This window comes from Lysinibacillus sp. NPDC058147, assembly GCF_042884205.1.
Lineage (GTDB): Bacteria > Bacillota > Bacilli > Bacillales_A > Planococcaceae > Lysinibacillus.
Window position 1 is genome coordinate 474,236 of the sequence record NZ_JBHVUJ010000004.1, and the last position, 13,409, is coordinate 487,644.

Annotated in this window: 12 protein-coding genes and 1 pseudogene; 11 read left to right on the top strand and 2 right to left on the bottom strand. The window is 37.3% G+C overall.

Annotation, left to right across the window (positions count from 1 at the left end):
- Window positions 1-11 precede the first annotated feature (11 nt).
- From efeO to ACFVT8_RS15035, 3 genes are read left to right on the top strand one after another with little or no spacing between them, the layout of a single operon-like run.
- On the top strand, window positions 12-878 hold the full coding sequence (gene efeO / locus ACFVT8_RS15025; RefSeq protein ID WP_387081343.1) for an iron uptake system protein EfeO: 867 nt from the start codon (window positions 12-14) through the stop codon (window positions 876-878).
- A 6-nt stretch (window positions 879-884) separates the two neighbouring features.
- Window positions 885-2,144 (top strand): iron uptake transporter deferrochelatase/peroxidase subunit, encoded by a 1,260-nt coding sequence (gene efeB, locus ACFVT8_RS15030; protein ID WP_387081345.1) that lies wholly within the window; start codon window positions 885-887, stop codon window positions 2,142-2,144.
- Window positions 2,119-3,834, top strand: a complete 1,716-nt coding sequence (locus ACFVT8_RS15035) for an FTR1 family iron permease (protein ID WP_387081347.1) — start codon at window positions 2,119-2,121, stop codon at window positions 3,832-3,834. Before efeB ends, ACFVT8_RS15035 begins: the two co-directional genes overlap by 26 nt.
- Before the next feature lie 328 nt (window positions 3,835-4,162).
- Here the strand turns inward: ACFVT8_RS15035 and ACFVT8_RS15040 are convergent, their stop codons facing one another.
- Complete coding sequence (locus tag ACFVT8_RS15040; protein ID WP_387081349.1) at window positions 4,163-4,450, bottom strand: hypothetical protein; 288 nt, start codon at window positions 4,448-4,450, stop codon at window positions 4,163-4,165.
- Between the two features lie 330 nt (window positions 4,451-4,780).
- On the opposite strand from ACFVT8_RS15040, the gene ACFVT8_RS15045 reads away from it, so the two are divergent.
- The 4 genes and pseudogenes from ACFVT8_RS15045 (at window position 4,781) to ACFVT8_RS15060 (ending at window position 6,196) form a co-directional block, all read left to right on the top strand.
- A complete protein-coding gene (locus ACFVT8_RS15045) occupies window positions 4,781-4,966 on the top strand; it encodes a hypothetical protein (protein WP_387081351.1) in 186 nt (61 codons plus the stop codon).
- A 203-nt stretch (window positions 4,967-5,169) separates the two neighbouring features.
- On the top strand, window positions 5,170-5,319 hold the full coding sequence (locus ACFVT8_RS15050; RefSeq protein ID WP_387224283.1) for a hypothetical protein: 150 nt from the start codon (window positions 5,170-5,172) through the stop codon (window positions 5,317-5,319).
- Window positions 5,320-5,337: 18 nt separating this feature from the next.
- Window positions 5,338-5,553 carry a hypothetical protein gene (locus ACFVT8_RS15055; protein ID WP_387081352.1) on the top strand — a complete coding sequence of 72 codons (216 nt, stop codon included), beginning with the start codon at window positions 5,338-5,340 and terminating at the stop codon, window positions 5,551-5,553.
- 192 nt (window positions 5,554-5,745) lie between these two features.
- Window positions 5,746-6,196: pseudogene (locus ACFVT8_RS15060) on the top strand (DUF1569 domain-containing protein).
- A gap of 179 nt (window positions 6,197-6,375) precedes the next feature.
- On the opposite strand, the gene ACFVT8_RS15065 reads toward ACFVT8_RS15060, so the two are convergent.
- The gene (locus ACFVT8_RS15065) at window positions 6,376-7,239 is read right to left on the bottom strand and encodes a pentapeptide repeat-containing protein (RefSeq protein ID WP_387081354.1); all 864 of its coding nucleotides are present in this window, start codon (window positions 7,237-7,239) and stop codon (window positions 6,376-6,378) included.
- A 217-nt stretch (window positions 7,240-7,456) separates the two neighbouring features.
- On the opposite strand from ACFVT8_RS15065, the gene ACFVT8_RS15070 reads away from it, so the two are divergent.
- The 4 genes from ACFVT8_RS15070 (at window position 7,457) to ACFVT8_RS15085 (ending at window position 13,389) form a co-directional block, all read left to right on the top strand.
- Window positions 7,457-8,089, top strand: a complete 633-nt coding sequence (locus ACFVT8_RS15070; protein WP_387081355.1) for a TetR/AcrR family transcriptional regulator — start codon at window positions 7,457-7,459, stop codon at window positions 8,087-8,089.
- A gap of 140 nt (window positions 8,090-8,229) precedes the next feature.
- Complete coding sequence (locus ACFVT8_RS15075; protein ID WP_387081357.1) at window positions 8,230-10,548, top strand: ABC transporter permease; 2,319 nt, start codon at window positions 8,230-8,232, stop codon at window positions 10,546-10,548.
- Window positions 10,549-10,551: 3 nt separating this feature from the next.
- Window positions 10,552-11,310 (top strand): ABC transporter ATP-binding protein, encoded by a 759-nt coding sequence (locus ACFVT8_RS15080; RefSeq protein ID WP_387081359.1) that lies wholly within the window; start codon window positions 10,552-10,554, stop codon window positions 11,308-11,310.
- 477 nt (window positions 11,311-11,787) lie between these two features.
- Window positions 11,788-13,389: a PucR family transcriptional regulator gene (locus ACFVT8_RS15085; protein WP_387081361.1), complete on the top strand. Its 1,602-nt coding sequence runs from the start codon at window positions 11,788-11,790 to the stop codon at window positions 13,387-13,389.
- The last annotated feature ends 20 nt before the right edge of the window (window positions 13,390-13,409 follow it).

Consider the following 13,409-nt stretch of genomic DNA (forward strand, 5'->3'; position numbering starts at 1 on the left):
AGGTACTTAGCATGAAAAAAACATCATTATTGTCAGTATTAGTTGCAGGGGGCATTCTTATGACTGGCTGCGGCAATACAGATGAAGCTAAAAAAGAAGATAAGCCTGCAACAGAGCAAACAGAGCAAACTTCAAAGGTTGATCTAACTGCTGAACTAGAAGCTTATCAAAAATTCGCTTTAGAGCAAATGGATCAATTCTTAATAAAAACAACAGACTTTGTGGACGCATTTAAATCTGGTGACATTGAAAAAGCAAAAGCAGCTTATGCACCAGCACGTATGTATTTCGAGCGTTCGGAACCAATCGCAGAGAGCTTTGGTGACCTTGACCCACGTATCGATGGTCGTTTAGCTGATATCCAAGAAGAAGGTAAGGGTGAGGAAGAATGGACGGGCTATCATAAGCTTGAGCATGCGCTTTGGGTAGAAAATAAAACAGCAGGCTACGAGAAAATAGCAGATCAATTACTAGCAGATGCAAAAGAATTACATGCTTTAGTTCAAACTGTAGAAGTAACACCAGATGTAATGATTACAGGTGCGGTTGATTTATTAAATGAAGTATCGACATCTAAAATTACTGGCGAAGAGGAAATCTATTCTCACACAGACCTTTATGACTTTAAAGCTAACATCGAAGGCGCAGAAAAAATCTTTGAAATCCTACGTCCGAAATTAGAAGCGAAAGACAAAGACTTAGTAGCAACATTAGATGAAAAATTCAAAGCAGTCGATGATTTATTGGCACAGCATGCAACAGTAGATGGTGGATATGTTTCTTACAAAGAGTTAACGGAAGAAAACACAAAAGCACTTGCAGCAGCAGTAAATCAACTTGGAGAACCATTAAGCCAAATGGGTATTATTTTGGAGTGATAATAAATGACAGTGTCAAATGATGAAAAATGGATCAATAAAAAAATATCTAGACGTGACATGTTAAAGCTAACAGGCATGGGAGTAGCAGGTGTAGCTATCGGTGCTTCTGGCTTAGGTGGGGTTATGAAAGTAATGGGCTATGATGTGTTTGAGCCTGTTGCGGACAGCACGACAGCACATAATAAAATTGATTTCTATGGAAAACATCAATCTGGCATTATTACACCGGTTCAGACAAATATATATTTTGCTTCTTTAGATGTTTTATTTACATCAAAGAAAGAATTACAAGAGTTGTTCAAACAATGGACACCTCTTGTTGTACGTTTAATGAATGGTGAATTAATGGTAGATTTAACAACAAATACTAGAGTGCCGACGGGAGATACAGGTGAAGCGGAGGGCTTAGACGCTTCAAATTTATCGATCACAATAGGTGTTGGACCATCTTTGTTTGATAAGCTTGGTATCCAACATTTGAAGCCTGAGGAATTAAAAGACTTACCTCATTTCCCAAAGGATCAGTTACAAAAAGAATTTACTGGTGGAGATCTTTGTATTCAGGCATGTGCGGATGACCCTCAGGTGGCATTCCACGCAGTACGTAACTTAGTTCGTGCAGCATCTGGTAAAGTAGAAATTAAATGGTCACAGTCAGGCTTTAACTCATTCCCAGCTGGTGGAGGAACACCGAGAAATTTATTTGCATTCAAGGATGGCACTGGGAATCCATCGACTACTGATGACAAAGATTTAAATAAAGTTGTATGGGTCGATAAAGGCTGGCTAAAAGGTGGCTCTTATTTAGTTGCACGTAAAGTTCAAATGCATCTTGAAACATGGGATCGCACATCTTTGAAAGATCAGGAGGCAACATTTGGGCGTTATCGCGATAGTGGTGCACCTTTTGGTAAAAAGAAAGAGTTCGATGATTTCGATGTAGAGGCGAAGGATAGCAAAGGTGAGTATATTATGCCAGATACGTCACATGTACATTTGGCACGTAAATCAGGGGCGCGTATTTTACGTCGTTCTTACTCTTATGCATCAGGTGTTATGACGAATACAGGTGCGCATGATGCGGGACTCATGTTTATTTCTTTTCAAAAAGATCCAGCCCAATTTATAACAGTTCAAAATAGCTTAGGACGTATGGATAAAATGAATGAGTATACTACACATCGAGGCAGCGCAGTGTTCGCTTGCTTCCCTGGTGTACAAAAGGGGAGTTATATAGGTGAAGCACTTTTTAACGCGCTGTAGTTTAGTACTTTGCTTGTTATTGGCACTTGCTGTACCAGTGCAAGCAGCGCAATCATATAGTCACTTATACATTTCTATTAGTGATGCGCTAATGAATACGAAGCAGGACAAAGAAACTGAGGCAGAACATGCCCTTGAACAATTTGCAACAGACTGGGCGTCAGTCACGTCTGAGCAAAAAGAAGCAAAAGAAAAAGTGGATGAAATTCTTGCGCAAGCAGTTAAAGCTACTTCCAAGGATGAACGTTTAAAGGCACTATCTGACTTGTCAAATGCCTTACGTGCTTTAGAAAAGCTTGAGAATCCTGTAGATGAAGTAGCGCAGCGAGCAGAATTTGGCACGAAATTTAAACCTATCATGAAAGCATTTGAAGATGCCCTAGCAAGTGGTGATTTAACTACAATTGACGCAGCGTATAAGGATTTCAATGCAAAATGGAAGAAAATTGAACGCCCTGTACGCGAGCAAAGCATTGCGATGTACGGCCAAATTGAAACACAGATGGCCTTTATACGGATTTCACTTGCTTCTGAAAAGCCAGATGTAGCCTTAATGCAATCTCAATATGCAGAATTAAAACAAACAATTGAGGATTTTGTAGCAGGCAATGATACGGCGGAAGTTGTTGAAGGTGAGTATTCTTTAGCAACACTAGTCGCTTATATTGATGAAGCAAACGATTTTATCGATACGGGTGATTTCAAGGCTGCATCTGATAAAATTCGAGAGTTCATTAAAATATGGCCGAGTGTAGAAATTGATATTTCAACACGTAACGGCAGCCTTTATACAAAAATTGAAAGTGATATGCCGATCCTCGTTAGTGACTTATTAAAATCTAACGTCGACGTCAAAGCAATTAAAAGTAAGCTTGATACTTTCCGTACTGAAATTGAGCTGATTCAAGATGACTCAGATTATACTCTGTGGGATGCAGCCTTAATCTTACTTCGAGAGGGCTTAGAGGCACTGCTCATTATTATGGCATTAGTATCGTTCTTGGATAAATCTGGACAAAAAACAATGCGTAAATGGATATATGCTGGCGCATTTGTAGGGATCTTATTATCAGCGGTAGCAGCAGTTTTAATGTCGACACTTTTCCAATCAGCGACAATTGATACAAGTCGAGAGCTGATGGAAGGATATATTGGGTTACTAGCAGCTGCAATGATGATTGGAGTTGGTATTTGGCTCCATAGTAAATCAAGTGTGACAAGCTGGAATCGCTATATCTCCAAACAAATGGGCAATGCAATCTCAACTGGTTCGGTGTTTGCAATGGCAGCAATTAGCTTCTTATCCGTTTTCCGTGAAGGGGCAGAAACACTTGTCTTTTATGCGGGGATTGCACCTAAAATGGAGACATCTCAATTTGTGCTAGGTATCGTAGTAGCACTTATATTATTAGCTATTTTTGCATTTGTGTTATTGAAAGCAAGTGCGAAAATACCAATTCATAAATTTTTCGCAGTGGCAACGGTGTTAATCTATGTATTGGCGTTTAAAATTATTGGTGTCAGTCTGCATACATTGCAGCTAAGAGGTACTGTTTCAACAACAATTGTAGATGGCTTGCCAGTTGTCAGCTTCATTGGTTTCTATCCAACAGTAGAAACAATGCTCGGACAGGCAATTTTACTTTTACTTGTTGTAGCTACGATTATTTATAAAAAGAAACAAAAATAAGTAGAGGGCGGATGAATATACTTTCATCTGCCTTTTTTTGATGAAAGTATAAAGTAGTAATATTCAAAATCTGAATTTAGAGAAGTGAGTTAACCTTTGAAGATCATTTAAGCTACCCTAAAAATATAGAATAAGAATGTTAGGTAAAAATCCGCGTGACTTCTACGGGGAGTGGAAGAGCACGAGATACAGCAGAGAGTGTTGGCGTAACTATGCTTGCGTCAAAGCGTGAGTAAAAAATACAGCGATACGAATCGTGCCTTGCCAGAGAAGAGCAGGGCGGATTTTTACCATTTGAAAATATGCTAGAATTATTTTGAAGGAACCTTCAGACAACACCTTGTAGATCACTTATTTTTTTTAACTCAGCTTCATGCTCAATCGAGCGAGCTGATAGTAATTCAATAATGCGGTGCTGACTTTCTTGAATAACTGCTAGTCGGTTTACTTTTTCGTTCGTTTCTAAAACAGCTTGTTTGATTTGTTGCTGCTCAAATTCTACTATTTCAAGACGGTTTTCCAATGAATCAAGGCGGTTTTCCACAGACTCAAGACGGTTTTCGATTGAATCAAGACGTTGATTGATTTGCTTTAGTTCGCTTAAAACTGCCTCCATCGATTTCACCTCTCTTCTATTTAATATATCTATTTTGTTAATCTATCTCTCTTTATGATAATTCCTATCATTATAGCATGGAAAATCTAACTTACAAGTATCATTATTGCACTCATGGCCTAATGATGGCAGACTTAAATATTTTAGAAGAACGTTTTAGTGATTAAAAAAATGAAAAAGTTGAACATTTTTTTATTTTTTCAATACACCTTTACGAGTATATGTAATTAATTGTATATTTATCTTTTATAAGTATTTTGTTACTGAAACTAACAGTGGGAGTTTCTTAACTATGTAGAAATGGAGTATTATTGTATGGGGAGGATGGACATGACAAAAAATATAAAGAAAAATATACAATTTTCTCTAACTTTTTTCATACTATCTATTACATTTCAATGGTTGTTTCGTGATGACATTCAATGGGGACAAATTATTGGAATTTCAATTTTAGTTTTCCTTTTTAATATATTTTACGATTGGGCGAATATCCCCTATAAATGGAAGAAGGAATAAGTTTATTTGAGTGATTATTCGAATAGGCTTAATAAAATTGCTAAGTAGCTAATTCAGCGGATGTCTAAACATTCTCTAAAAAAGAGGAGCTTAGTCTAAGAACGCCATGCTGTGGCAATTTATCTGTGCGAAAGCGAAGCGACAGCAACAAAAGGGTTTATCTGTGCGAAAGCGAAGCGACAGCAACAAAAGGGTTTATCTGTGTGAAAGCGAAGCGACAGCAACAAAAGGGTTTATCTGTGCGAAAGCGAAGCGACAGCAACAAAAGGGTTTATCTGTGCGAAAGCGAAGCGACAGCAACAAAAGGGTTTATCAAAGCGACAACAACAACAACAACATCAAGTTGGCCTTAAAAAGATGGGGGGATGGAGATGGATAGTGACAAATACGGTAATGAAAGTAACGAAACCTACAGTTATAATACCTACAATATTTTCGCGTATATTATCGGTATTCTATTTTCACCAGTACTAGGGGTGATTATGGGAATTGTAGGTGTAGTACAGCGTAAGAAAAATGCTTGGAGTATTATTATCATTTCAATTCTTGGTTGGGTTCTGAATTTATTGGTAATTAAAAATCTATAATTGTAGCTTTACTGAAATAGGGATTGTATTATCATTAGGTGCAATTTAATAATGTTATTTAGCTCCAATAATCTAGGGGACTTGTGCGTATTACAACTCATACACATAAGTCCTTTTGTTATGTTGTTCATTTACAGATAGCGTTGTCAACCGTTTAAAATACCAAACATCTTAAAGGGGATATGCAAACAAATGAAAAATATTTTTGACCATTTGCATACAGCAGAAGTTTTAAAGCGTATAGACAAATTGAGTCCAAATTCACAACCGCAATGGGGAAAAATGGATGTTGCCCAAATGCTAGCGCATTGTTCATCTTTCCAAGACATCGCAATGGGAAAATCTTTTCCACCAAGAAGTTGGTTAGGTATAATAGTTAGGAAGGTTTGCAAAACAAATCGTTTACAATGACAAGACATTGCCACATAATATGTCTACGATTCCAACTATTTTGATTGCAGATGATAGAGAATTTGAGATAGAAAAAGAAAAGCTTAAACAAAAAATTATCACATTCCAACATAACGGACCTGAGAAGTGCACAACACATCCTCATCCTTTTTTTGGGAAACTCACTTCTGGACAATGGGGTAAATGCGTATACAAGCACCTTGACCATCATTTTAAACAGTTTAGAGTTTAAACATTTAAATAAAAAGATGTGCACCATTAGTTGAAGATTAGAAAAAGCATGTTTTGATCAATCTTAGTTCAAAACACGCCTTTTCTATTTGCTCTTTTTCAAGGTTTATAGAAACTATTCAGAAAACAAAATAGTTTTTTCTTAGTCTAAGGGGGAATAGTTCTGCCCTTTTTTAGAAGTTAGTTATCCCAATGTGATGGACGTTTCAAGTGGGAGGGAAGTTTTGTTTGGTGATTACCTTGGGCAGAATTAATTTGCATTTGGGTTAAAAACATACTGCTTGAAAGGTCTGCCCCGCGTAAATTGGCGTCACGTAAATCAGCACCTATAAAATCAACACCTCTTAAATTAGCATTTTGAAAGTTAGTGGCAATTAAATAAGCCCCTCTAAGATCAGTTGCTCTTAAATCTTTGTCCTTTAAATTTTTCCCAATCCAATCAACCCCACGATTGTCATACTTTCGAGTGTTTTTTCCAATCTTTACAATAAGGCTTTGGCGAATTTGTTCACTTGTTTCTAACAATAAATCATTCACGGGCAGTCGGAAATTAGGAATATCTATTGCTAGTAAATCATCTGCTTCTAGCTCTATTGTACGTTGAAGCTGTTCATATTGAATATGTAGTTTGTTAAATAGGGATGAATCAACCGTATACGATAATGCCTCTGATACGTAGGCAATCATTTCATACAATTGTTCCATAATCGGAAAGGCACTAAACATTTTCTCGGAAATTTCAGGGTGTTGTCGCCAGTCCTGTCCATGGAAGGTTGTTTGAGAAACCTTTTGACCAGCTCCTAAACAATCAAAAACTGTACATCCTTTAAACCCTTGATCTCTAAGTGTACTATGAATTTGACAACTAAAATCCGATTGTAGATTAGGGCAAGGTGTCCCAGCTGCTTTATTAATGGCAAAGTCGCTAGAGGCGGCAATATTTAAAGCCGTGCAGCATAGACCAAAACAGCTTTGGCAATCTGCCTGTAAGCCTTCACGTATCTTTTTCCCAATTGTATAATCGATTTTTTTTACTTCAGACATTATTGCTTACCTCTCTTAACACATAAACTTCTTACATTTAATTCTATCACTTATTATGAATAAAAGGATATTTTTACATTGATGAATTTTACATGGAGGGACTTTATTATTCGTTTAAATTAATAGTTTTTACAAAATCGGAACTTCGTATTGACAATTTATTGTAAAATGCTATAATTTTATCGACAGACAGTCGGTCTGGTGAGGGGGAATAAAAATGAGAAAAGAAGCGATAGAGCGCAGAAACGAAATACTTGATGCGGCTGATGAGCTTTTTGGTCAGAAGGGCTTTGATGGCACAAGTACTAACGATATTCTAGAAAAGGTCGGAATTGCACGGGGAACGCTTTATTATCACTTCAAGTCGAAGGAAGATATTATGGACGCGTTAATTGATCGATATAATACTCAAATTTTAGATGCAGCCAATGGAATCGCTGCAGATAAGAGCATACCCATTCACGAGCGTATTGTCCGTGTTGTAATGGCACTTAACATAAGTGGCGAAAACGGCAAGGAAATTATTGACCATATACATAAGCCTCAGAACGCGCTTATGCATCAAAAAATACAAAAAGTCATCATTAATGGCCTTCCTCCAATATTGACGGAAATAATCCGTGAGGGTATTGAGCAAGGACTTTTCAGTACGCCATATCCATATGAATGTATGGAAATGATTGTTGCCTATACGAATACTGTTTTTGATGATGATATGGTTGATATGACAGATGAAGAACGTGCGTCACGTATACCAGCTTTTGTCTTCAATGTAGAAAGACTGCTTGGTGTCGATAGCGGAAGTCTTATGTACATGATGAAGATGTTTGGGAATGGAGGTGAGGGTTAAGGATTTGGAATCGACAGTTCTGAGAATTCTTCAGAAAATTTTTCTGCAAAAGTCGGGAAAGCTCATTTCAGAAATAGGAATGGGTTTGCGAATTTGTGTTACTTCATTGATTTTCTTCAACTTGAATATAGAGGTGACGTATGTATTTCAGAATAATCCGGAATGACATTTCTAAAAGCAAACTGATAACGCTGACAACAACAATATTTGTCGCCGTAGCGGCTATGCTCGTTTCTCTCTCGGCGATACTTATCGTCAATCTTTCTGGTGCGATTGATTCACTTATGAATCAGGCGAAAACTCCGCATTTTATGCAAATGCATACGGGTGATATTGATACCGTACGGCTTGCGAATTTCGCGGATCAAAATAGCAATGTCGATGAATTTCAAGTGGTTGAGTTTCTCAATATGGATAACGGGCAAATTATTTTAGGGGGAAGTTCGTTAGCGAATAATGTTCAAGACAATGGTTTCAGCATACAAAGTGAAAAATTCGATTATCTTCTTAATCTTGACGGAAACATTATCAACGTAACCGATGGCGAGCTTTATGTTCCAATTAACTATATGAAAGACAACACCACAAAAGTCGGTGATAATGCAATAATAGGCGGAAAGAAATTTACTGTTGCGGGCTTCCTCCGGGATTCACAGATGAATTCCATGCTGTCTTCCTCAAAAAGATTTCTTGTCAGTCCGAATGATTACGCGGCAATAAAAGACCATGGAAGTACGGAGTATTTGATTGAGTTTAGATTAAAGGATTTATCGTCGTTAGGTGAGTTTGAAACTGCTTATGCCTCGGCTGGTCTTGAAACGAACGGACCAACGATTACATATCCACTTTTCAAAACACTTAACGCAATTTCTGACGGGATAATGATAGCAGTTATCCTTCTTATAAGCGTTCTTGTCGTTACTATTGCATTTATGTGTATACGCTTTACACTTCTTGCGAAAATCGAAGACGATTACCGTGAAATAGGTGTTATGAAAGCAATAGGGCTGCGTCTTTCTGACATTAAGAAAATTTATCTTGCGAAGTACACAGCGATTGCAGCAGGGGGGAGTATTCTCGGTTTTGCACTTTCGTTACTATTCAAAAACATCCTTCTTGAAAATATCCGGCTTTATATGGGGGAAAGCGAAAACTCTTCCTTTGCCGTTGCATTAGGAATAATCAGCATACTACTCGTATTCCTTGCAATAATAGCCTATGTCAGTGGTGTGTTGAGACGCTTTCGGAAAATATCTGCTGCAGAAGCAATACGCTTTGGCACTTCACAGGGAAAAAACGCAGGCGCAAAACGTTTTTGCCTGAACAGAAATAAGTTGTTTAACACAAACATTTTTCTTGGTATCAAAGATGTTCTCGCAAGGAAAAAACTTTACACCACAATGCTTTCAGTACTTATCATTTCAGCATTTATCATTATTGTTCCACAAAACCTTTACAGCACGATTTCCTCAACAAGTTTCATTAAATATATGGGTATTGGAAACTACGATATTCGTATTGATATCCAGCAGACTGATCACATTTCTAAAAAATCTGTCGAAGTTTTAAAGTCTATGAACAGCGACAGTTCCATTTCAAAATATACCATCCTTACAACTAAGACATTCAAAATAAAAAAGGAAGACGGTTCGGAAGAAAATATAAAAATCGAACTCGGCGACCATTCGATATTCCCGATTCAATATATCGAAGGCAGAGCACCAGCAGCAGAAAAAGAAATTGCACTCTCATCTTTGAACGCTGATGAAATGAGCAAAAATGTCGGCGATGTCATTACGATTGTGATAAAGGGGAGGGAGACGAAGCTCACGGTAAGCGGTATTTATTCCGACATTACCAACGGCGGAAAAACGGCAAAGGCAGTATTTACCGACACTTCGGAAAATATAATGTGGAGCGTTATTTGCGCGAAGCTTTCTGATAAATCTCATGTAAATGAAAAAGTCTCAGAGTATACGGACAGATTTACTTTCGCCAAGATTTCTAATATCGATGAATTTATAACTCAAACATTCGGCTCGACTATTAAATCAGTCGGTAAAGCATCCATTGCTGCCATTGCCTTAGCACTCGTAATAACGGTACTAGTAACACTGTTATTTATGAAAATGCTTGTCGCAAAGGACAAATATTCGATTGCCGTCATGAAAGCATTAGGTTTTACAAACTCGGATATTACTATACAGTTTGCTTCGCGAGCAGTATTTGTATCAACGATCGGCATTGTTCTAGGCACTCTACTAGCAAATACTCTTGGAGAAGTACTTGCAGGCGCAGTTATCTCCTCGTTTGGGGCGTCATCGTTTAGTTTTTCAGTCAATCCACTTTCGGCTTACGTTATTTGTCCGTTAATGATGCTATGCACGGTACTAATCACAACATTAATTGGTACATCTGGCGCGGGGAAAATAAAAATATCCGAAAATATAAAGGAGTAGTTTATGAAGAAGATTATCATCGGTGAACAAATTGAAAAATCTTTCGGTGAAGGTGATGAAAAGCTTAATGTTCTCGACGGAGCGTCCATTGACATAAACGATGGGGAGTTTGTTGCAATAATGGGACCCTCTGGCTCGGGAAAATCAACGTTAATGTTTGCATTAAGCGGCATGGACAGCATTGATGGCGGAAAGGTTATTTTTGATGGTAGTGAATTATCGTCCGTCGGGGAGGTTGAACTTTCAGATATACGTAGAACTAAAATGGGCTTTGTATTTCAGCAGCCGACGATGATTAAAAATCTAAATATTCTCGATAATATTATTCTTCCATCAATGCGTCAGAACAGAAAAAGTGTTGCAATAATATCAGAGAAGGCAAGAGCACTTATGAAGAGGGTAGGTATTGCGGAGCTTGAAATGCGCGACATTACACAAGTTTCGGGGGGACAGTTACAGCGAGCGGGGATCTGTCGAGCGCTTTTGAACAACCCGAAAATCATTTTCGGCGATGAGCCTACGGGTGCACTTAACTCAAAGTCAGCGCAAGAGATCATGGACATTTTTTCTGAAATAAACGCTGAAGGTACTACGATAATGCTTGTTACTCACGATGCAAAGGTAGCGGCGCATACGGAACGTGTTATGTTTATGCGCGATGGAAAAATCGTAAGTGAGCTGAAACTTCCGAAGTTTAATGGTACGAATATTGATGGCAGAGTAGGGAAAATAACGGAGAAAATGAGGGAAATAGGGATATGAGTTGCAGTATCTCACAATGTGATTGGTCAGATTGATCTTTTGAGTGGTTCCGTACCAAATTAGCAATAAATACTTGTCTACAGAGCATCAAAAAATCGCTAGCCTGTACCTCTTTAAAACGAAACAGGGCGATCCGATAAGGTCAATAGACCAAAGGATCGCCTATTTTGACCTTCCAAGTAAAGCTCAAGGATCTATAGAGCGATGCCAATAAGGAAGTGAAATAAGTTAAACCTATCAATTTATACGTTATAGCCGATGATACCAGATTTAGCCTATCTCTTCTTCTATAACAGGGAATGTGGTATTCTTCTTCATAAGGACGAATATGTTAAATTTTTATTAGGTGGGTTACTAGGAAAATATGAATATCATTGGCTATGCTGATAGTATGTTCTACCACAAGTTGGAGTCGAGGCTTATGGACTTTGTGAAATCACATCTGAGATTACATAATAATTTTACAAAGAAGAAGTGGTGAATGAAAATGGGGTAACAGTAAAAGATATATTGCAATTGCCATCGTTTAGAGGGGCAGAAGTATTAACTGGAAAAAATAATCTTCATCGTACGGTCTCATCCTTATCTGTGTTAGAAGTATCAAATGTCGATTTTTTATCTACGATTATCCAATCAGTTCAGGAAGAGTGGTATGCTGAAGAACTAGTCATTAGCTCTTTTTATTCAATTAGAGATAGTATTGAACAACAATGTGCAACCATTCAACACTTACATGATCTTGGCGAATTGGGACTTATCTTATATTATGTGGGAATTGTTATGCCAGAAATTCCAGAGGAAGTACTACAATTAGCTGACTCTCAAGGTTTTATTATTATTTGTATGCCTAAAAATGATTATTCTCTACGTTATAACGAAGTTATTTACGAAGTGATGGAAGCAATCGTTAATAATCAGGCTGTCAATGATCTGTTTGTGAAGGAAACATTAGAAAAGGTCAGTTTGCTACCAGAGCATTTACAAAGTGTAGAAATCACATTGAAAATGCTAGCTGATCGCCTGAAAGCAAATATTGTACTGACAAACAATAATTTTGATATTGTGAATCAAGTGATGTGGCCTAGAAATTCATCTTTAGATGTTTGGCAAGTTATACAGGAATTTTCACAAAGTCATCTGAATAAGGACAATGGAAAACTAGAATTTCAAAGAAACGATTTATCGTGTGTAGTTGAATATAAAAATGTTCAACAAAAAAATGGAGAACAGCTTCATCTATTTGTAATTAAAGAGAATACGCCATTGCCAGCGAAGACCATTGAAAAAATTAGTGAAGTTGTACAAGTGGCCATTAATTTATGGGGAGATAAGCATGATGAAGTTAGTGAGTATGCTTTAGTAAAAGCGATCATTAACGATGAAAGCGAAAAAATGCGAAGATTGGCTAACGTGCTAAATATCGATGTCTCTGCTATTCAAATGATGTGGTTAATTTATATATATGATTTATCAGAAGAGAAGAAAATAAGGGATGAACTGGAAGAGCAACTTTCAAAATATTATCAAACGACAGTGATTCAATGCATTGATCATTGTATTATTGTTCTTTTAGGAAATGGCTTGAATAAATTTCATGAATTTGAGATTGCTACGGAGTTTATTGAAACGACGAGTTACTACTCGCACATATCAGAAATCGTTTACTCACCGAAAATGAAAAATACTAAAGCTGTTCGTCAAATGTATCAATTGGTGAATCAAGTAGGTAAGAAAGTCCATATCATTTATCCAATGCGCAAATTATTTACTGCAGCTGAACTTCGATCGATGAAGCGTGCCATTGATTTAAGTAAACAAGGGGAAGAAGTAATTGAAGAATACCTGTCAGTTATTGACCCCATTCTAAATGATAAAGAGTCTCTAAATACATTAATTGCTTTTCTTTTAGATGCAAATGGAAGTTTTGATGAGTGTGGGAAAAACTTATACATTCACAAAAATACAGTAAAGTATCGTATCAGAAAAATTAGTGAATTAATTGGCAACGATGTAACGGTTTATTCGGAATTTTACGATGTGTATATGGCCTGCATGATCTATCGCCTAATTAATGGTTAGAAAAGTCTGAATTTTTGTCA

Bases quoted from the DNA above. Each gene is read 5' to 3' on its own strand.
- efeO (WP_387081343.1), top strand. From the start codon at position 12: ATGAAAAAAACATCATTATTGTCAGTATTAGTTGCAGGGGGCATTCTT.
- efeB (WP_387081345.1), top strand. From the start codon at position 885: ATGACAGTGTCAAATGATGAAAAATGGATCAATAAAAAAATATCTAGA.
- ACFVT8_RS15040 (WP_387081349.1), bottom strand. From the start codon at position 4,450: ATGGAGGCAGTTTTAAGCGAACTAAAGCAAATCAATCAACGTCTTGAT.
- ACFVT8_RS15045 (WP_387081351.1), top strand. From the start codon at position 4,781: ATGACAAAAAATATAAAGAAAAATATACAATTTTCTCTAACTTTTTTC.
- ACFVT8_RS15055 (WP_387081352.1), top strand. From the start codon at position 5,338: ATGGATAGTGACAAATACGGTAATGAAAGTAACGAAACCTACAGTTAT.
- ACFVT8_RS15065 (WP_387081354.1), bottom strand. From the start codon at position 7,239: ATGTCTGAAGTAAAAAAAATCGATTATACAATTGGGAAAAAGATACGT.
- ACFVT8_RS15070 (WP_387081355.1), top strand. From the start codon at position 7,457: ATGAGAAAAGAAGCGATAGAGCGCAGAAACGAAATACTTGATGCGGCT.
- ACFVT8_RS15075 (WP_387081357.1), top strand. From the start codon at position 8,230: ATGTATTTCAGAATAATCCGGAATGACATTTCTAAAAGCAAACTGATA.
- ACFVT8_RS15080 (WP_387081359.1), top strand. From the start codon at position 10,552: ATGAAGAAGATTATCATCGGTGAACAAATTGAAAAATCTTTCGGTGAA.